Consider the following 19,493-nt stretch of genomic DNA (forward strand, 5'->3'; position numbering starts at 1 on the left):
TCTTGTCAGGCGACCCTGATCGGGTGTATCGGGGCCGCTTGAACACGTCCCGGAGGACATTATGAGTTTTTCTCTTGCCATTGTCGGTCGCCCCAATGTTGGCAAATCCACGCTATTCAACCGCCTTGTTGGGCGCAAACTCGCTTTGGTCGATGACCAGCCGGGCGTGACACGGGATTTGCGTGAGGGCGAGGCGCGTCTTGGCGACCTCCGGTTCACTGTGATTGACACGGCCGGTCTCGAAGAAGCCACTGACGAAAGCCTCGAAGGCCGTATGCGTCGCCTGACCGAACGCGCAGTCGATATGGCGGATGTCTGTCTGTTTCTGGTCGATGGACGTGCCGGTGTTCTCCCCGCAGACGAAGTGTTCGCTGATATCCTTCGCAAACGCGCAAAGCATGTGATCGTCGCGGCGAACAAGGCCGAGGGTCAGGCAGGCGAAGGCGGATATTTTGAGGCCTACGGTTTGGGTCTCGGAACACCGTTGCGTCTCTCCGCTGAGCACGGCGAGGGGATGCCCGATCTCTATGACGCGCTCAAGCCGCTCGCTGAAGGCTTCGATGAACGTGCGGCAGCAGAGGCCCCCGAGGTTGACGTAGAGTTGACCGAAGAAGAGCAGGAGCTCGGCGAAGGTGAGGACATCGGCGGTCAGTCGCGCGAATTCACCAATGACAAGCCGCTCCAGATCGCCGTCGTTGGCCGACCGAATGCAGGCAAATCGACGCTGATCAACAAGTTGCTCGGTGAAGATCGCCTTTTGACCGGACCCGAGGCCGGGATCACCCGCGACTCGATTTCAGTTACGATGGACTGGAATGGCACGCCAGTGCGTGTGTTCGACACCGCCGGGATGCGCAAGAAAGCCAAGGTTCAGGAAAAGCTCGAAAAGCTCTCTGTCGCCGATGGTCTGCGCGCGGTGAAATTCGCTGAGGTCGTGGTTGTTCTCTTGGACGTCTCCATTCCGTTCGAGCAGCAGGATCTCCGGATCGCCGACCTCGCGGAACGTGAGGGCCGTGCCGTTGTCGTCGCCGTCAACAAATGGGACGCCGAAACCGACAAGTCGAACAAGGCGAAAGAACTGCGCGAAGAGTTCGCGCGTCTTCTGCCGCAGCTGCGCGGTGCGCCGCTCGTGACCGTGTCTGCGATGACGGGCAAAAACCTCGACAAACTGCAGGAAGCCATCCTTCGCGCGCACGCCATCTGGAACCGTCGTGTGGCGACCTCGCGTCTCAACAACTGGCTCACCGCCATGACCGAAGCCCACCCGCCGCCCGCCCCGGGTGGTCGCCGGATCAAGCTTCGTTACATGACACAGGTGAAAGCGCGTCCGCCGCAATTCGTGGTGATGTGTTCGCATCCGGATGAGCTTAACGATAGCTATAAACGCTACCTTATCAATGGCTTGCGCGAAGACTTTGACATGCCGGGGACGCCGATCAGACTGTTCTTCCGCTCTCGCGCAGAGAAGAACCCGTATAAAAACAAGACGAAGTCAACGCCTTCGCGCCTGCGTAAGCACCTCGGCAAAGATCGTGCCGATGCGCCGAAGGTCAAAAAGCAGCGCCCGCCGAAACGGTAATCCAACGGGTGGTTCAGACATAAAAAGAGGCGGGGACTTCCCCGCCTTTTTCTTTGTCCGTTTGTCGCGATTGGCTCAGATATCGAGTTCCACCCAGATCGGCACGTGATCCGACGGCTTCGCTTTCGCGCGGGTGTAGGCGTCGATCTGACAGTCTACGAGATGATCGGCAGCTTGCGGCGACAGCAGGAAATGGTCGATCCGGATGCCATCGTTCCGATCAAACGCGCCCGCTTGGTAATCCCAGAACGTGTAGGTTTCCGGCGCGGTGTTCCTCACGCGCAATGCATCCGTCAGCCCGAGCGACGTGAGTGTCCGATACTTCGCGCGGCTCTCAAGACGGAAGAGAGCGTCGTCTTTCCATGCCTCGGGGCGTTTGGCGTCCTCCGGCTGCGGGATCAGGTTGTAATCGCCGGCCATGAGGAAAGGCTCCTCTGCCGCAAGCAACTCTTTCGCGCGGGCGGTCAGGCGATCAAACCATTTGAGTTTGAAGTCATATTTGGAACCGGGAACAGGTGTTCCGTCGGACTGGAGGTCCACCGGATTGCCGTTCGGCAGGTAGAGGCCGCAAATCCGGAGCGAGTCTTTGGCGCCGATGACAGTTGCCTCAATATAGCGGGCCTCGATATCATCCGCCCCCTCGCGTCCCATGCCTTCGCCACCAGGTAGACCGCGTGTGACGTCTTCGAGCGGGAGTTTGGACAACAGTGCCACGCCGTTGAACGACTTTTGTCCATGGGTTTCAACGGTGTAGCCCATGTCCTCAAACAGCTCGCGCGGGAAATTTTCGTCGATGGATTTGATTTCCTGCAGGATCGCAACGTCCGGTTCGGCCTCTTTGAGCCAGTCTTTCAGGGCCTCGGCGCGTGCTTTGATGCCATTGATGTTGAAACTGGCGATTTTCATCGGGCTCTCCGTCTTTTCGATCTTTGTAGGGGGCTTAGCCCGCCTCCGCAATGGCGCGTCCGCAGGCGGCGGCGGATGCCCATGCCCATTGGAAGTTATACCCGCCGAGCCAGCCGGTCACATCGACGACCTCACCGATGAAGTAGAGACCCGGGACGGTTTTGGATTCCATCGTTTTGGACGATAGCGCGTCGGTGTCAACGCCGCCAAGGGTGACTTCGGCGGTGCGATAGCCTTCGGACCCGGTGGGTTTGAGGGGCATTGCGTGGAGGCGATCGGCGAGGTCCGTGAGGGCCTTGTCCGATTGATCGGCGAGGTTGCCTTTGAGGTTCCACTTGTCCGCGAGTGCTGTCGCGAGTTTCGCGGGCATGAGGGTGGCAAGGACTGTCTGCATCTGTTTGCGGCCCTGCGTGCTTCGTGCTTCTTTCAGGGCTTCGAAGACGTCGGTCGTGGGCAACATGTTGACGTTGATGTCGTCGCCCTCACGCCAGTAGTTTGAAATCTGGAGGATAGACGGGCCGGAAAGACCGCGGTGCGTAAACAGGAGCGCTTCGTCAAAGGATGTGCCATTCGCGCTCACACGGGCGTCCAAGGCCGTGCCCGCCAGCGGCGCAATCCAGTCGAGTTCATGCGGCGCAAAAGTGAGCGGCACGAGGCCGGGGCGGGTTTCGAGAACGGGCAGACCGAACTGCTCCGCAATCCGATAGCCAATGCTCGTCGCGCCCATTTTAGGAATGGATTTGCCGCCGGTCGCGACCACGAGATTGCGGGTTTGGACGGTTTTGCCTGACAGAGTGACTTGGAAGCCCGCACCGTCACGCTCGATCAGTCCGACCTCTGTTGACAGGCGCAGTTCGGCCTTTGACGCTTCCGCCAGAAGCATGTCGATGATGGCCGACGATTTCCCGTCGCAAAACAACTGCCCGAGCGTCTTTTCGTGCCACGTGATGCTATGAGAGGCGAGCAGGTCGATGAAATCCCACTGTGTGTAGCGCGCGAGCGCGGACTTGGCGAAATGCTTGTTCTGGGAAATGTAGTTGTTCGCGGTCGCGTAAAGATTGGTGAAATTACACCGCCCACCGCCGGAAATGCGCACTTTCTCAGCAGGTCGTTTCGCATGATCAACCACGAGCACACGGCCCCCCGAAAGGGTCGCGAATTTCGCGCAGAAAAGCCCTGCGGCCCCTGCACCCAAAATGATCGTGTCAAACTGCTCCATGCGTTGCTTTGAACAGTCCGCACGGCATTTTGCAAGATGTCTGACGTGACTGCAGCCGCGCATTACAAACGGAAAGGCGCCCCGCCGGAGATGGCGGGGCGCCCGAGAGACAGGGAGACAACGAGAGGTGGTTAATCGTCGCTCACGACAGCGGTCGCGGCAGGGCCCGTCGAGCCGTCCGTCACGAGCACAGCCATGACGTCGCCTAGGCCTGGCCTGGTCAGGCGGATACGCACATCCTGATTTGCGCCCGCGTGGACGTCTTCAGACCCGAGCAGGGCACCCATAGCGCCGACGTGTTCCTGATAGATCCGCACGACGCCGTCACTGTCGGCCCGCACGAGGTCGAGGGTGATTTCGCTCCTCGTATCTTGGGCGTGTCCGGGCAGGATGTAGTTTGTTCCGGCAAATGCGGCCGATCCCGCGCTGGCGAGGAGGGCTGCGGCGAAAGCAGATTTTGCGACAATAGAGGTCATAACAGAAGTCCTTTCGAATTGGTTTTGCGGGCAAAGGGTCTGGCGCGCCAATCGTGCCGCAGCGAGCGTCAGTCGATGGCGGGCGATCCGGAACTTCGTCCGTTCTGTTAAAGAACTAGTGTCGTAGAGGCGGAATTTAAGGAATTGAGAGTTCACAACAAAAAACGTTTTGATCACGGAGAATTTCATCCGGTCGCGGAGGTTTGAACGGGCTGACGTGCGGAGGGATCTGTCAGGAACGTAAGTCGCGGCAACAAAAAAGGCCGCCCACGGCGACCTTTCATCTGCTTCGGTGAAACAGAAATCACATCGAGAACGAAACTCCGCAGCCGCAAGCCGCAGTTGCATTCGGGTTCTCGATGACAAAACGAGCGCCGATCAACTCTTCGGTAAAGTCGATCACGGCGTTCTCTAAAAAGGGCAGGGAGACCGGATCGATCACCACGCTCGCCCCGTCGCCTTCCAGCACGAGATCGTCGGAGGCCGGATCGTCGAGCTTGATGTCATATTGGAAGCCGGAGCACCCACCGCCCTCGACTGCAACACGAAGCGCCTTGGACTCACCGGTCATGGCGTTGATCTCGGAAAGGCGCGCATAGGCACGCGGGGTGACTTTCGGAGGCAGAGTGAGGGACATGTCATCTTTCCCGGGCGTTTGGACTGAGAAAACAGCCGCTTGTTGCGATTTTGGCGCGACATGTGTTTGTCGCGGCGCATTACCCGCAATATAGTCATGATAAGGAACAGCGACAAGGACGGGCGGTCAACGCCTGATGAGGCAGATGCTAAAACCCTATGCCACGCAACCGTTTGAAACACGCGGGCGGCTCTATCCGGAGAAACTTTCGACGTTCAGATCGCCTTTTCAGCGCGACCGAGACAGGATTATCCACTCATCGGCCTTCCGGCGGCTGAAACACAAGACGCAAGTGTTTGTGGAGCATGAGGGCGATTATTATCGCACGCGCCTGACCCATTCGATTGAGGTCGCCCAAGTTGCGCGGACGCTCGCAGGGGCGCTCGGGCTGAATGAAGGGTTGGCGGAAGCCGTCGCACTTGCACATGATCTCGGGCATTCGCCGTTCGGGCATACTGGTGAGGATGCGCTCGAACTCCTCATGGCGCCCTATGGCGGGTTCGATCACAACGCTCAGGCGCTGCGCATCGTGACAAAGCTCGAAAAGCATTACGCGGATTTCGACGGGCTGAACCTGACGTGGGAGACGCTCGAAGGGATCGCGAAGCATAACGGGCCGGTCATCGGGCCGAACGCCGATAAGAAAAAGCACCCCGAAGACGAACCGCTGCCCTATGCGCTGCAAGAGGTGAACGACCAGTTCGACATGGAGCTCTACACCTTCGCCTCGGCGGAAGCACAGGTCGCGGCGGTGGCCGATGATGTGGCCTACAACCACCATGATCTGCACGACGGGTTGCGCGCGGGGCTGTTCACGGCGGCCGATCTCATGGAGCTGCCGCTCACAGGGCCGGCCTATGAAGAGGTGGACCGTGAATATCCGGGCCTCGATGCCTACCGACGCGACCATGAGGCGTTGCGGCGGATCTTTGGCTACATGGTCGAGGATGTGATCACCATTGCGACCAACCGCCTCGACAGTGCGAAACCCGAGACGGCGCAGGATATCCGCGATATGGACCGGACCATCATTCGCTTTTCCAAGCCGTTCTTCCAAAATCTGAAAGCGATTAAATCCTTCCTGTTCAAAAGGATGTATCGCGCCCCTACAGTTGTCGAAGAGCGCAAACGCGTCACCGAGATGGTGAACACGCTCTTCCCGCTGTTCATGCAAAAGCCTGAACTTCTGCCAGAGGAATGGCGGCAGGAAGTCGAAGCGGCGGATAGCGATACAGAACTCGCTCGGATCGTTCTGGACTATGTGGCGGGGATGACGGATCGGTTTGCGATTCAGGAATACGAACGTCTGTGTGGCTGAACGGCGCATTAGCGCTAATTTGCCTGATCTGAAGGAAAGTTAAGAAGGACAGGAGCGCAGCATGGCCACAGAACAGGTCGCAGGTTTAGGGGCGGTCGAGGCCTTTGCACTTGTTGGTGCGCTCGGGGTGGGCGCGCAGTGGGTTGCGTGGCGGTTCAAGCTCCCGGCGATTGTGCTGATGCTCGCGGCCGGTCTGATTGTCGGGCCAATGACAGGGGTTTTGGACCCGCAACGGGATCTCGGGACGCTCGTTCAACCTCTGATATCGCTCGCGGTGGCCGTCATTCTGTTTGAGGGCGGGCTGACGCTCGATCTTCACAAGCTCGGGGACGCGAAGGCGGGTGTGATGCGCCTCACGCTCATTGGCGCGCCGCTCGGCTGGCTATTGTCCTCTCTCGCATTGCATTTCGGCGCGGGTCTCGGGTGGGAGGCCTCTGCTGTGTTTGGTGGCATCATGGTCGTCACTGGCCCGACCGTGATTGCGCCCTTGCTCAGGCAGGCGAAACTGGCGCGGCGGCCCGCGAACCTTTTGCAGTGGGAAGCCATTGTAAATGACCCCGTCGGCGCTCTGGCGGCGGTTTTGGCGTTTGAATTTGTGCTGGTCGGAAGAGAGGCGGAGAGCCTTACGGACGCGCTCACTCAAATGGGGTTCGGGATCGTTCTCGCCCTGTTGGTGGGCATCGCGTCTGGTGCCGCCGTGTCCTATGCGTTCCGGCGCGCATTTGTGCCGGAATACATGAAGGTGCCGGCGCTCTTTGCGCTCTTGCTCGTCACCTTCGCCTTCCCGAACATGATGCTCCACGAAAGCGGCCTTCTGGCCGTGACTGTGATGGGGGTGATCATCGCGAATGCCGAACTGCCTTCCTTCGAGGAATTGCGCCGGTTTAAGGAGCACGCGACGATCCTGCTCGTGTCCGGTGTCTTTATTCTGCTCGCCTCTTCCATGGACTTTGCCTCTCTCGGGCAGTTGACCTGGCGCGCAGGGCTCTTTGTCGCTCTTGTGATTGTTGTCGCGCGCCCGCTCACGGTGTTTGTTTCACTGATCGGCACCGATCTGCCGCGCAATGAAAAGCGCCTGATCGCGTTCACAGGCCCGCGCGGTGTGGTTCTCGTCGCGGTGGCCGGACTTTTCGGTGAGCGTCTTGCAGCAGCAGGTGTGAGTGACGGCTCTGTTATCGGTCCGTTGGCCTTTGTGCTCGTTCTGGCGACCGTCGTGCTTCATGGCTTCACGCTTGCTCCGATGGCGCGGGCGCTGGGATTGGCTGCGACGGGCAAGCCGGGTGTGCTCATCCTCGGGGGCTCTCGGTTTACAACCTCGCTCGCCGAGGGGCTCAAGGCCGAAGATATTCCAGTTCTCATTGCCGACCCCAACCACGCGCGTTTGGTCCGCCCACGTGCTGCGGGCTTGCCAATCTTTTATGGAGACATTCTGGGGGAAGCGGCTGAAGACAGTCTTGAAATTCTCTCTTTCGAGACACTGATCGCAGCCACGGAGAATGATGCCTACAATACACTTGTGGCCACAGACTTGGGGTCGGAATTCGGACGTGATCAGGTTTGGCAACTGTCGCGTGTCAAGGGAGAGCAGGCGCGCCATGCTTTGCCCACGACATTGGGCGGGCGTCCGTTCGGGGCAGGGCGCACCTATGGCGATCTCGATGATCTGATGCGGAAGGGATGGAAGGTCAAAGTGACCCCGCTCTCCGAGGAGTTCGGGTTTGACGATTGGAAAGAACAGAACGTCGGCGCGCATATTCTCGGGCGGATCTCTGAGGATGGCGTGTTCAAACGTTTTCTCACTGAGGACGCAGAGCTTCTCTTCCCGAGCCGCGCCGAAGCCGCGATTGAGGAGCTGCCGGAAGACCAACGCGAAAGCGCGCGCGAGGCCCTCAAGCGCCGCCGGACAGAGATTAAGCTCAACAATGCGCGCGCACGGATGTCCGCAGGGGTGAAATTGGTCGCGCTTGTGGCGCCTGAGGTCGAGAATCCGAGGCAAAGCGCGACGAGGTGACGTCTCCCCGTTGACGTGGCGATTGGCCGTGGTAAACCCGCGCTCATACTAGAAATAGAGAGACGCTATGAACCTGTTCGCCGATATCCGCACGCTTGTCATCGACAGCCTCGACGCAATGGTTTCCGAGGGGCATCTGCCCGAAGGACTGAACTTTGCACATGTGGCGGTCGAACCACCGCGCGATCCGCTTCATGGCGATATGGCGACCAACGCCGCGATGGTGCTCGCGAAGCCTGCGAAATCCAAACCGCGTGACATCGCAGAGAAACTTGCGGAAAAACTCGGCGCCGACGCGCGCGTCGAAACCGTCGATGTGGCTGGTCCCGGCTTTATCAACCTGCGTCTCGCTGAGGGCGTGTGGTCCGGTCTTGTGACGTCTGTCCTGACGGAAGAGGGCTATGGTCGCTCCGACTTTGGCGGCAACAAGAAGATCAACGTCGAATACGTCTCCGCGAACCCCACAGGCCCGATGCACGTCGGCCATACCCGTGGCGCGGTGTTCGGCGACGCGCTCGCGTCTCTTCTGGCTTTCGCTGGCTATGACGTTACGCGCGAATACTACATCAACGACGGTGGCGCGCAGGTTGACGTGCTCGCACGTTCCGCGTTCGAGCGTTACCGCGAAGCCAACGGCCTGAGCCCCGAGATCGCTGAAGGTCTCTATCCGGGCGATTATCTCGTGCCGGTCGGTGAGGCGCTCAAGGAAAAGTATGGCGACAGCCTGCTCGACAAGCCGGAAGAAGACTGGCTCGCCGACGTGCGCGTCTTCGCGACAGATGCGATGATGGGCATGATCCGCGAAGATCTGGCGCTGCTCGGCGTTGAGATGGATGTGTTCTTCTCCGAGAAATCGCTCTACGGCACGGGTCTCATTGAATCCGCTCTCAAAGAGCTGGATGACAAAGGTCTGATCTACGAAGGCGTGCTCGAGCCGCCGAAAGGGAAAACGCCGGAAGACTGGGAACCGCGTGAGCAGACGCTGTTCAAATCCACCGAGCACGGCGATGACGTGGACCGTCCTGTCAAGAAATCCGACGGCTCCTGGACCTACTTTGCGCCGGACATTGCCTATCACTATGACAAGGTGAAGCGCGGCTTTGACGAGATCATTGACGTGTTTGGCGCTGACCACGGCGGTTACGTGAAGCGGATGAAAGCGGCTGTGTCTGCGCTGTCTGACGGCAAAGTGGCCTGTGATATCAAGCTGATCCAGCTCGTGAAGCTCTTCAAGAACGGCGAGCCGTTCAAGATGTCGAAGCGTGCCGGCACCTTTGTGACCCTGCGCGACGTAGTCGAGCAGGCGGGCAAAGACGTGACCCGTTTCATCATGCTGACCCGCAAAAACGATGCGTCGCTCGATTTCGACTTTGACAAGGTTTTGGAGCAATCCAAAGACAACCCTGTATTCTACGTGCAATACGCCCACGCACGCGTTTGTTCTGTCCTTCGCAAGGCCGCAGAGCAGGGCGTGACCCTCTCCGATACGCCGCGCTTTGACGATCCGGCTGAGGTGGCGGTTGCTCGCAAACTTGCCGACTTCCCGCGTCAGGTGGAAATCGCAGCGAAAGGCCACGAGCCGCACCGCATTGCGTTCTATCTCTATGAACTTGCGTCCGATTTCCATGCGCTGTGGAACAAGGGCAATGACAACGAAGCGCTGCGCTTCCTCCAAGACGACACCGACCTGTCGGCTGCAAAAATTGCACTGCCGCGTGCCGTGGCCGTTGTGATTTCTGCCGGTCTTGGTATTCTTGGCGTAACTCCGGCAGAAGAGATGCGCTAACCAAAGCCGCCTCTGTCAGAGAACCCGAGAGGGCGAACACGGAGAGGGGACAAAGATCCCCCGTTCGGCCTCTCACGAGCAGGCACTAACCCGTTGTAAATAAAGCGGGAAACGAGACGAGGCAAAGATGGTTCAGGACACGAATGCCCCTTATGGGGGCTATTCCCACGATTCATTCGCGACGCAGAATTCCCACATGCGGGCCCAGCCGCCTCTGTCGGCGCGTGCTCCCCATGACCCCTATGCGGCGCAGTATGGTGCCTCTCACGGGCAGCATGCCCCCGTGTATCCACATGCACATCAAGAGCCGCCTGTGAGAAATACGCCACAGTATGCGGCTCCGTCCCAGCCGTATCAGACCGATGCGAACGGCTATGCGCAGGCCGGTTATCAGCCATCCGGATATGCTGCACACGGCTATGAAGGCGACTATACAGATCATGTGCCCGAAGATTACGGCTACGCCGAGCCAGTCGAAGACTATGCGCGTCCAAAGCTCGGGGCAGCACAGTGGGGTGGCGCGGTTATGTCGCTCGCCCTGATCGTCGGTTTGGGTGTTTGGGGCTATAACCTCATGGTCCGCGATGTGCGGGGTGTGCCGGTCATCCGCGCGCTCGAAGGCTCCGCTCGCATCCTGCCGGATGATCCGGGTGGACAACTCGCAATGCATCAGGGCCTCGCTGTCAATTCTGTGACGACAGACGGCTCCGCCGCTGCTCCTGCTGACCGCTACGTTCTCGCTCCCGCTGCGACCGGTCTGAGCGACGAAGATCAGCCGATGGGGCAAATTGGAGCGCCCGTATTGGCATCCTACGAGCCGACGTCCGAGGCCTATTCTGTCAAGCCACAGCCGATGCCCGCCAATACGGTCGCGGATAATGTTGAGGCGATTATGGTCGAAGAAAGCCCACTCGAACTTGCAGAGATCGACACGGTCGGAGAGGTCGAGGCGCCGCTTGTCACGAATGCGATGCGGTCGCCGCTGCCAAAGCTGCGCCCGGCAGATGTTCCCAATGTTCAGCTCGCGTCGCTTTCGGGCAGCGCCAGCCTCAACGGGGTCGCCGATGACATCCTTGCCGCTATGGCCATGCCGCGCGAAATGTCCGCCGATGACGTTCCGACCGGTGCAAGCCTTGTTCAGCTGGGCGCGTTCCAGTCCGAAGATGTCGCCCGCACTGAATGGGTGCGCCTGTCTGCCCGTTTCGAGGACCTGATGGGCGAGAAAACCCGTGTGATCGAGCAAGCAGAGAGCGGCGGGAAAACCTTTTATCGTCTGCGCGCTTTCGGGTTTGCGGACGCGTCTGACGCGAACCGCTTCTGTTCCGCACTCACGTCCATGAACGCGGCCTGTGTGCCAACGGTCCAGCGATAATCATATGGGGCAGGGCGCATATATCTTCGGCTGTGAAGGCCTGTCCCTCACGGAGCGCGAGCAAGCCTTTTTCCGTGCGTCCGATCCGTGGGGATTCATCCTATTCGCGCGCAATATCGAGACGCCGGAACAGGTGTCCCGTCTTACGTCCGAGTTACGCGAGGCCGTTGGCCGCGATGCGCCGATCCTCATCGATCAGGAAGGCGGACGCGTTCAGCGGCTCCGCGCGCCGTATTGGCGTGAGTGGCTCCCGCCGTTGGATCAATGTCAAACCGCGCGTGATCCCGCCCGTGCGATGTGGCTTCGCGGTAGGATTATTGCGCATGAGCTCTTGTCCCTCGGTATCGACGTCAGCTGCGCGCCGATGCTCGATGTGGCGCGACCGGAGACGCATGAGTTTCTCTATAATCGCTGCTACGGCCTCGACGCGGCAACGGTTATTGAGATGGGCCGAGCGCAAGCGGATGGTCTCTCTGCGGGTGGTGTGGCTGGTATAATCAAACACATCCCGGGTCACGGTCGTGGGACGGTGGATAGCCACCTCGGCCTACCGCGGGTCTCCGCATCGCTGGATGAGTTGTCCGAGGACTTCGCTCCGTTCAAGGCGCTCGCGGACCTTCCGATGGCGATGACTGCCCATATTGTCTACGAGGCAATTGATGCGGACCTCTGCGCGACGCAAAGTCCGACGTGTATCGACCTGATCCGCAACGAGATCGGGTTTGACGGTCTGCTCATGACGGATGACGTCTCGATGGAGGCGCTCAGTGGCACAATTGCAGAGCGTGGGTTGGTATCGCTGCGCGCTGGATGTGACATCGTTTTGCACTGCAACGGCGACATGGCTGAGATGGAAGCACTTGCCTCGCTGGGCGCCCTTGAGCCGCGTGCTCAACAGCGGGCTGACAGCGCGGCGCATGCACGAGGCACCGCAACTCCAGTCGATCTGCAGGCCCTTGAGGCAGAGTTCGCGGCGCTTTTGCCCTGAGACGGCGCGTCAGGCGTTCAAAGCGCTTGTTTCCATGCGAAAACCGTTCGTATAGTTCCCCATGGCTGATCCCGATCAATTTGAAATCAACGATGTTTTGAGTGTTGAGCAACGGCTCGCGGCTGAAGCGTTGATTGTAGACGTTGACGGGTTCGAGGGGCCGCTCGATCTCCTGCTGCAACTGTCGCGCACGCAGAAGGTCGATCTGCGGAAAATTTCGGTCCTGCACCTCGCGCAGCAGTATTTGCTGTTCATCGAGAAAGCCAAAGAACTTCGGATCGAACTCGCTGCAGATTACCTCGTGATGGCGGCGTGGCTCGCCTTTCTCAAATCCCGCCTCTTGTTGCCGCCTGATCCGTCGGACGAAGGCCCGTCCGGTGAAGAACTCGCCGCCCACCTCGCGTATCAACTGCAACGCCTTGAGGCGATGCGGGAGTCGGCCGCGAAACTCATGGCGCGGGACCAGAAGGGGCGTGATTTCTTTGTGCGTGGCCTTCCGGAAGAGGTCGAGCGCCGTCGGAATATCACCTACACCGCGAGCTTGCTCGATCTGATGCAGGCCTATGCCCGCGTTCGGACAAAAGACGAATTCCGCCCGTTTGTCATGGACCGTGAAGCAATCCTGTCGATGGAACAGGCGCTAGAGCGCTTGCGCGGGTTGATCCCCTTTGCTGTCGAATGGGCGGATTTGTCGAGTTACCTGCCTGAAGGATGGGAGCTTGATCCAAAGAAACGCCGGTCTGCGACGGCCGCGACCTTTGCAGCGTCGCTGGAGCTTGCGAAGCAGGGGCAGGTAGAGTTGCGTCAGGGTGGGACCTTTGAGCCCATCCAGATCAAGGCAAGACGGAGATAACCAATGAACGACTTGCCAGAGCAGGAAGAAAGCCTTTTCGATGCGCCGCCTTTGGCGGAGCAAGAGCGCATGGTTGAGGCTGTTTTGTTTGCCTCTGCGGACCCTGTGACGGTGAACGATCTCGCCTCTCGCATGCCGCATGGTTGTAATCCGAAAGCGGCACTTGAACTCCTGCAGCGCCGCTATGAAGGGCGTGGGGTGCGTGTGGTGCGTGTCGGTGATAGCTGGGCCATTCGCACAGCGCCGGATCTCGGATTTCTTATGCAAAAAGAAACGGTTGAGACGCGAAAACTCTCCCGCGCGGCAATTGAGACTCTCGCGATTATTGCCTATCATCAGCCCTGCACCCGTGCAGAGATCGAGGAAATTCGCGGCGTTTCCGTGTCACGCGGCACGCTCGATCAGCTCATGGAACTCGACTGGATCAGGTTCGGGCGTCGTCGCATGAGTCCGGGCCGTCCAGTAACCTATGTCGTGACGCCGCACTTCCTCGACCACTTCGGTCTGGAGAGTGCGCGTGATCTGCCGGGGGTCAAAGAACTCCGTGCGGCAGGTCTGTTGGAAAGTCGTCCTCTGCCTGGATTGGACGCTACGGATGACGACGAGGATCAGGATGATCTCTTCGAGGACGAAAGCTGATCACGATGTGATGTGGCAGTGCAGCAATTTTGTGTTAGGGTCCGCGCAAACGATCAAAATATGTCGGAAGGTTTGACGCCATGAACATGGACCGGATCATCAATCAAGTCATCAACCGCGTCATTCGCACACTCGTGAATAAGGGTGTGAATGCAGGGATTAATGCGGGTTCGAAAGCAATCTCGAACCGTGGCGGCAAGAAATCTGCAAACGATGGTTCTGTCGAAATGGCGCAGCAGGGTAAACCAGACACCACACGCGTGGAGTAAGCGCGCTCACCGGTAACGCTGCCGCGTCACCGGGCCTGTGATCAGCTTTTGAAGTGTTTCGCGAGCTTGAGGCCCTGTCCCTGATAGTTGGAACTCAGGTCCGCGCCGTAGAGGCGGTCGGGTCGGCTTTCCATACGTTCATAGACGAGACGCCCGACGATTTGACCGTGCTCCAACACAAACGGCGCCTCGTGACAGCGGACTTCGAGAACGCCGCGTGATCCCTGACCGCCAGCATTTGCATGGCCAAAGCCCGGATCAAAGAAGCCCGCATAGTGCACGCGGAACTCGCCAACCATCGCAAGGTAAGGCGCCATTTCTGCGGCGTAATCTGGCGGGATATGGACCGCTTCGCGGCTCACGAGGATATAGAACGCGCCGGGGTCGAGAATGATCCGTCCGTCTTTGGCGTGGATCGGCTCCCAGTAATCCGTCGGGTCGTAATAGCCGATGTTGTCGAGGTCGATGACGCCTGTGTGCGGTTTCGCGCGATAGCCGACCAAATTGCCTTCAGCGGGCTTGAGATCGACCGAGAACCCGAGGCCCTGATCAATCACTGCCTCACTGTCGACGAGCGGCATCTCTTCGTGCAGTGCGAGCAGTTCCGTGTCCGTAAGCGTTGCCTGACCTGCGCGGAAGCGGATCTGGTTGAGGCGCATGCCGGGGCGGACAAGGACGGAGAAGGAGCGGGGGCAAATCTCGGCGTAAAGCGGTCCGGTATACCCAGGCGCGATGCGGTCAAACTCGACGCCTTCGTCCGTGATGAGGCGCGTCAGGAGATCGAGGCGGCCAGTGGAGCTCTTCGCATTGGCGACAGCCTGCACCCCCTCGGGGAGTGACAGGCACTCCATGAGCGGCACCACGTAAACACAGCCCTTTTCGAGGACAGCGCCGCCTTCCAAATCGATCTGGTGCATCTCGAAGGCTTCGAGGCGGTCAGAAACCGTGTTGCCCTCACCTGCGAGGAACGAGGCACGGACGCGCCATGCACGTGTCCCGAGGCGCAGATCGAGCGACGCAGGTTGAACTTGAACGTCCTCGACGGCTGGCGTCGCGGAAATTTCTCCGCGTTCGATCATCAGTCGAATGGCGTGATCGGCCAAAACACCCATTCAAGTCCCTCCCACGAGTTTGTTTTTCATTCCATTACCGTAAAAGGACAGCCAAGCCCAGAGGCCCAAATGACAAAACCGCCCGAGAGCGGTGGCTCACGAGCAGTTTTGTAATGGTCGGGCTAGCAGGACTTGAACCTGCGACCTTCCGTCCCCCAGACGGACGCGCTACCAGGCTGCGCTATAGCCCGACGTGGACCCCTTACATAGTGATTTCAGCGGGCGGGGCAAGCGGTATTTTCGCGAACAGTCCCGGAAATTTGCGAGCGTGAGTGCTCACTCGGACAGTCGGGCACAGAGCGCTTCGACACGGGCGAGTACAGCGCGCACCTCCGAAAGATCAAGCGCCTTCAAGTGCCGATGGTTGAGCTGTCCGGCGACCGCGCCATACGGCTGAAACTGCGCGCTCTCCACCGGGTCAACAGGAAGGTTTTCGCCCAATGGCGTTTGGGAGACCGGTTCTTCCGAAGGCAAAGGTTCGATTTCTTCGGGTGCCGTCTCCTCTAAGGTATGTTCTGCCAGTCCGGGCTCTGCCTCCGATGGCGCAATAGGCGCTCTCGGCGCGTATCGCCACGAAAAGTCTTCCGGAGTTCGCTTGATCGGCGCATCGGATTCGGCGCGAGGCTCTTCTGGAGTGACGGCCGCTGCCGGTTCATCGGCAGTATGCGAAATATCTTCCTCGATAAGCTCTGGCGTGACGCTCACGTCAGAGGGTGTCTCGAGATCGGCTGTTTCCGGTGCGCTCCCATCTTTCTCAGCGACGATATCGGCCTCTGTCGCGGCAGGGGGGACGGAGGGCATATCGAAATTGAACGTCGTTTGCTCGAACGCTTTCTTTTCGAGATCGGTTTTGTCCTCGGCAGCTGGCGCTTCATTCTTTTCGACAGGTGCCGGCGCGGATTTCATCCGCTCTGCGCCCAAGTCGTCGCCGAGATCAAGCTCGAGCGTTGCGTCTTGTTTCAAAGGCTTGCCGGAGGCAGGGCGCGCGAACGGCACGACTGTTTCTTCCGGTTCCGGATGGTCAAACTCATCCTGCGGAACCATCTCTGCCATCGGGGCAGGGGGAATCGGTGCAACTTTGTCTGGTGGCGGGGTGATCGGCTCCACCCCTTCGATCTCTGGCGAGAGTGAAGCGACATACTTAACGCCGCGCTCTCGCAAGAGTTTTTGCGCGCCTCGGATGGTCATGCCATCTTCGTGCAGCAATTTTTTGATGCCGCCAAGAAGCGCCATATCGGCGGGGCGGTAATACCGCCGACCGCCCGCGCGTTTCACGGGTTTGATCTGGGTAAATCGGCTCTCCCAAAAGCGCAAAACATGAGCTGGGGTCTCGAGCCAATCGGCAACCTCGCTAATTGTGCGAAAGGCGTCCGGAGATTTAACCATTTTAAATCAAGCCCTTAAGGAATTTAGGTCGCTTTGTTGCCGGCAGCCACGCGATCCTTCATCAGATGCGAAGGGCGGAAGGTCAGTACGCGACGGGCCGGAATTGGAGCCTCGTCACCGGTCTTCGGGTTGCGGCCGACACGTTCGGATTTGGCCCGAACGGAGAAGGTGCCAAAGGACGAAATCTTGACGCTTTCCCCCTCGACCAGCGCGTCGGAAACGTGTGCAAGCACACTTTCCACGAGGGCAGCGGATTCATTGCGGCTCAGTCCGACTTCGCGAAAAACGGCTTCGCTCAGGTCCATGCGTGTCAGTGTTTTGCTCATAAGTCTCCCCCTTTTGAACAGATGGTGAGGAGAGTGGCAGTTTGCTTAGCAGGCGTCAATATCAATGACTTAAAGAGAGTTTCTTACGCTGTGTTTTGCCGCCCTCTGGTTGTGTGGGCGGCAATGTTTGCGCGTCTTACCAGCGGATGACAACCGCACCCCACGCCAATCCACCGCCGATTGCTTCGGCTACGAGGAGGTCGCCAGGCTTGATCTGCCCACGATCGCGCCCGACAGACATGGCGAGCGGAATGGAGGCCGCTGAGGTGTTGCCGTGGTCCTGAACCGTCACCACCACCTGATCCATAGAATGGTTGAGCTTCTTTGCGGTGCCTTCGATGATGCGGATGTTTGCCTGATGAGGGACGATCCAGTCGATATCTTCCGGCGTCAATCCAGCCTTCGCGATCGCGGTCTCGGCGGTCGAGGCGAGTTTCTGGACTGCCTGACGGAAGAGGGCATTGCCTTGCATTCGAAGCTTGCCGGACGTGCCGGTGGTCGACACGCCGCCGTCCACAAACAGCATGTCTTTGTAGGAACCGTCAGAATTGAGATCGACGGAGAGAATGCCCTGATCCTCCGGAGTGCCGCTTTCTTCGCGGGCTTCCAGAACCAGAGCCCCCGCCCCGTCGCCGAACAGCACGCAAGTCGCGCGGTCTTCCCAGTCCATGATCCGCGAGAAGGTTTCAGCGCCGATCACGAGCACGCGCTTGGCCTGACCGGAGACGATCTGTGCGTTGGCGTTGGAGAGGGCGTAGATGAAACCTGCGCAGACGGCTTGCACGTCGAACGCAAAACCGCAGTTCGCGCCGAGCGCGTTCTGGATCATCGTTGCGACGGAGGGAAAGGTCAGGTCCGGCGTCGAGGTGGCAACGATGATGGCGTCGATATCTGACGGCTCCAGCCCGGCGTCTTTGAGGGCGGCACGAGCAGCCTCTGTCCCGAGCATGGAGGTCGTCTCATCCTCGGCCGCGAAATGGCGACGTTCGATCCCGGAGCGGGTGCGAATCCATTCATCGGTTGTATCGAGGGTTTTTTCGAACTCTGCGTTCTCGACCACACGGGCGGGGAGGTAATGCCCCACACCAGCGACGACTGCCCGGACTGCCATGGACAAGACCTTTTGTTAATTATTCCGTTGCGCCATTTTGCGCTGTGGCTACCGCAGATGCAACCCGTGCGGCCAGTCTCTCTGTGAACTGGGTCGCAGAGAGTTCGTAAGCCAGTTTGATAGCGGCGGACACGCCTGTCGAATCTGCGGACCCGTGCGATTTCACAACGGTGCCTTTGAGGCCGAGGAACACGCCACCATTCACGCGGCGCGGATCGATTCGCTTTTGCAGGCGTTTCAGAGAGGTGAGCGCGAGGACTGCGGCAATGCGCGACAGCGGTGTGGCCTTGAACGCCTCTTTGAGGAGATCCCCCACGAGTTTCGCGGTGCCTTCACCGGTCTTGAGCGCGATGTTGCCAGTGAACCCGTCGGTGACAATCACATCCACGCGGTTACCCGGAATATCGCCACCTTCGACGAATCCAACGAAATCATAGCCGCCGATGTCAGATGCCGAAGCGATCAGATCGTTTGCGTCTTTGATTTCTGTGCGGCCCTTGTGCTCTTCGGTGCCGACGTTGAGCAGACCGATGCGTGGGCGTTCGAGCTGGAGGCCGTTGCGCGCATAGGATGCACCCATCATCGCATATTGCAGCAGGTCGCGGGCATCTGCACGGATGTCTGCGCCAACGTCGAGCATGACATTGAAGCCCTGCGGGTTCCTCGAGGGCCAAAGACATGCGATGGCCGGGCGGTTAATCCCGTCGAGTTTGCGAAGACGGATCATCGAGGTCGCCATGAGCGCACCCGTGTTGCCACAGGACACAACAGCCTGTGCCTCACCGCTTTTGACAGCGTCGATGGCAGAGCGCATCGACGTATCCTGTCGGCGCATCGCCTGTGACGGCTTCTCATCCATCGTCACGACGCCGGGCACATCACGAATCTCGACGCGACCTTTGAGGTGGCGCTTCTTGTTCACAAGGCGCTCAAGCTCGGCGCCGTCTCCGTGAACGATAAATTTGAGATCGGGATTCTTGGAGGCAGAACGAGACATACCGGCGACAACAGTCGCCGGTCCACGATCTCCGCCCATAGCGTCGATAGACAACGTGACCTGAACGCCTGACTTTGCCCCGAGCCGACCTTTGGTTTGCACAGTCACATCCGCGGAAGCGGAAGGAGAGTGGTCAGAAGTCGGCATCGGGTCAGTCATGCGTCCGGCACGAAGTTTAGATGCAAAAACGCTTACGCAGCGTCGTCGTCGAGGTCGATCTCGTCGGCCTGAGCAACGACTTCACGGTCGTCGTAAGAGCCGCAAGCGCCACAAACGTGGTGCGGGCGCTTCAGTTCGCCGCAGTTCGGGCATTCAGCCGGGTTGCCAGCGACCAGAGCGTCGTGTGCGCGGCGCATGTTCCGCTTGGAGCGGGTGATTTTATTCTGAGGGACAGCCATGTCTCAACCTCGGTATAAAGGGGCGAAGGGCCATGAGGACCTCGTCCGCGGGTGGGAGGGGCATATGCCCCAAGTCAGGATCGGGCCTCATGCCCGGAAAACTTTGGCGC

19 protein-coding genes and 1 tRNA gene are annotated in these 19,493 nt (G+C 59.4%); 9 read left to right on the plus strand and 11 right to left on the minus strand.

Going from position 1 to position 19,493, the window contains the following annotated elements:
- Positions 1-61 precede the first annotated feature (61 nt).
- The gene (der, locus tag LA304_RS09200) at positions 62-1,579 is read left to right on the plus strand and encodes a ribosome biogenesis GTPase Der (RefSeq protein WP_224502850.1); all 1,518 of its coding nucleotides are present in this window, start codon (positions 62-64) and stop codon (positions 1,577-1,579) included.
- 75 nt (positions 1,580-1,654) lie between these two features.
- Here der and xth read toward each other — a convergent pair whose 3' ends face one another.
- The 4 genes from xth to LA304_RS09220 all read right to left on the minus strand — a co-directional run bounded on the left by xth (position 1,655) and on the right by LA304_RS09220 (position 4,817).
- Positions 1,655-2,485, minus strand: coding sequence for an exodeoxyribonuclease III (gene xth / locus LA304_RS09205; protein ID WP_224502851.1), 831 nt, complete (start codon positions 2,483-2,485; stop codon positions 1,655-1,657).
- 34 nt (positions 2,486-2,519) lie between these two features.
- Positions 2,520-3,704 (minus strand): BaiN/RdsA family NAD(P)/FAD-dependent oxidoreductase, encoded by a 1,185-nt coding sequence (locus LA304_RS09210; RefSeq protein WP_224502852.1) that lies wholly within the window; start codon positions 3,702-3,704, stop codon positions 2,520-2,522.
- 131 nt (positions 3,705-3,835) lie between these two features.
- Positions 3,836-4,180 carry a hypothetical protein gene (locus tag LA304_RS09215; RefSeq protein ID WP_224502853.1) on the minus strand — a complete coding sequence of 115 codons (345 nt, stop codon included), beginning with the start codon at positions 4,178-4,180 and terminating at the stop codon, positions 3,836-3,838.
- A gap of 304 nt (positions 4,181-4,484) precedes the next feature.
- Positions 4,485-4,817 (minus strand): HesB/IscA family protein, encoded by a 333-nt coding sequence (locus tag LA304_RS09220; protein WP_224502854.1) that lies wholly within the window; start codon positions 4,815-4,817, stop codon positions 4,485-4,487.
- 145 nt (positions 4,818-4,962) lie between these two features.
- Here LA304_RS09220 and LA304_RS09225 point away from each other — a divergent pair, with 145 nt between their 5' ends.
- From LA304_RS09225 to LA304_RS09260, 8 genes are all read left to right on the plus strand, one after another.
- On the plus strand, positions 4,963-6,135 hold the full coding sequence (locus LA304_RS09225; protein WP_224503086.1) for a deoxyguanosinetriphosphate triphosphohydrolase: 1,173 nt from the start codon (positions 4,963-4,965) through the stop codon (positions 6,133-6,135).
- 61 nt (positions 6,136-6,196) lie between these two features.
- Positions 6,197-8,146, plus strand: coding sequence for a cation:proton antiporter (locus LA304_RS09230; RefSeq protein WP_224502855.1), 1,950 nt, complete (start codon positions 6,197-6,199; stop codon positions 8,144-8,146).
- 67 nt (positions 8,147-8,213) lie between these two features.
- Complete coding sequence (argS, locus tag LA304_RS09235; protein WP_224502856.1) at positions 8,214-9,932, plus strand: arginine--tRNA ligase; 1,719 nt, start codon at positions 8,214-8,216, stop codon at positions 9,930-9,932.
- A gap of 313 nt (positions 9,933-10,245) precedes the next feature.
- Positions 10,246-11,304, plus strand: coding sequence for an SPOR domain-containing protein (locus LA304_RS17900; protein ID WP_224502857.1), 1,059 nt, complete (start codon positions 10,246-10,248; stop codon positions 11,302-11,304).
- Positions 11,305-11,308: 4 nt separating this feature from the next.
- Complete coding sequence (nagZ, locus tag LA304_RS09245; protein WP_224502858.1) at positions 11,309-12,292, plus strand: beta-N-acetylhexosaminidase; 984 nt, start codon at positions 11,309-11,311, stop codon at positions 12,290-12,292.
- 61 nt (positions 12,293-12,353) lie between these two features.
- The gene (locus LA304_RS09250) at positions 12,354-13,145 is read left to right on the plus strand and encodes a segregation and condensation protein A (protein WP_224502859.1); all 792 of its coding nucleotides are present in this window, start codon (positions 12,354-12,356) and stop codon (positions 13,143-13,145) included.
- Positions 13,146-13,148: 3 nt separating this feature from the next.
- The gene (gene scpB / locus LA304_RS09255; RefSeq protein ID WP_224502860.1) at positions 13,149-13,784 is read left to right on the plus strand and encodes an SMC-Scp complex subunit ScpB; all 636 of its coding nucleotides are present in this window, start codon (positions 13,149-13,151) and stop codon (positions 13,782-13,784) included.
- An 86-nt stretch (positions 13,785-13,870) separates the two neighbouring features.
- On the plus strand, positions 13,871-14,053 hold the full coding sequence (locus LA304_RS09260) for a hypothetical protein (RefSeq protein ID WP_224502861.1): 183 nt from the start codon (positions 13,871-13,873) through the stop codon (positions 14,051-14,053).
- 41 nt (positions 14,054-14,094) lie between these two features.
- Here LA304_RS09260 and LA304_RS09265 read toward each other — a convergent pair whose 3' ends face one another.
- The 7 genes from LA304_RS09265 to rpmF form a co-directional block, all read right to left on the minus strand.
- Entirely contained in the window at positions 14,095-15,165 is a 1,071-nt protein-coding gene (locus tag LA304_RS09265; protein WP_224502862.1) for a 2'-deoxycytidine 5'-triphosphate deaminase, read from the minus strand.
- Between the two features lie 114 nt (positions 15,166-15,279).
- Positions 15,280-15,356 (minus strand) — tRNA-Pro (locus LA304_RS09270).
- A gap of 85 nt (positions 15,357-15,441) precedes the next feature.
- Entirely contained in the window at positions 15,442-16,551 is a 1,110-nt protein-coding gene (locus LA304_RS09275) for a MerR family transcriptional regulator (protein ID WP_224502863.1), read from the minus strand.
- 23 nt (positions 16,552-16,574) lie between these two features.
- Entirely contained in the window at positions 16,575-16,877 is a 303-nt protein-coding gene (gene ihfA, locus LA304_RS09280; RefSeq protein WP_224502864.1) for an integration host factor subunit alpha, read from the minus strand.
- A 136-nt stretch (positions 16,878-17,013) separates the two neighbouring features.
- Positions 17,014-17,988: a beta-ketoacyl-ACP synthase III gene (locus tag LA304_RS09285; protein ID WP_224502865.1), complete on the minus strand. Its 975-nt coding sequence runs from the start codon at positions 17,986-17,988 to the stop codon at positions 17,014-17,016.
- A gap of 19 nt (positions 17,989-18,007) precedes the next feature.
- Positions 18,008-19,144, minus strand: a complete 1,137-nt coding sequence (gene plsX / locus LA304_RS09290; protein ID WP_224502866.1) for a phosphate acyltransferase PlsX — start codon at positions 19,142-19,144, stop codon at positions 18,008-18,010.
- A 32-nt stretch (positions 19,145-19,176) separates the two neighbouring features.
- Positions 19,177-19,383, minus strand: a complete 207-nt coding sequence (gene rpmF, locus LA304_RS09295; protein WP_224502867.1) for a 50S ribosomal protein L32 — start codon at positions 19,381-19,383, stop codon at positions 19,177-19,179.
- Positions 19,384-19,493 lie beyond the last annotated feature (110 nt).

This window comes from Celeribacter litoreus, assembly GCF_020165855.1.
Taxonomy (GTDB): domain Bacteria; phylum Pseudomonadota; class Alphaproteobacteria; order Rhodobacterales; family Rhodobacteraceae; genus Celeribacter; species Celeribacter litoreus.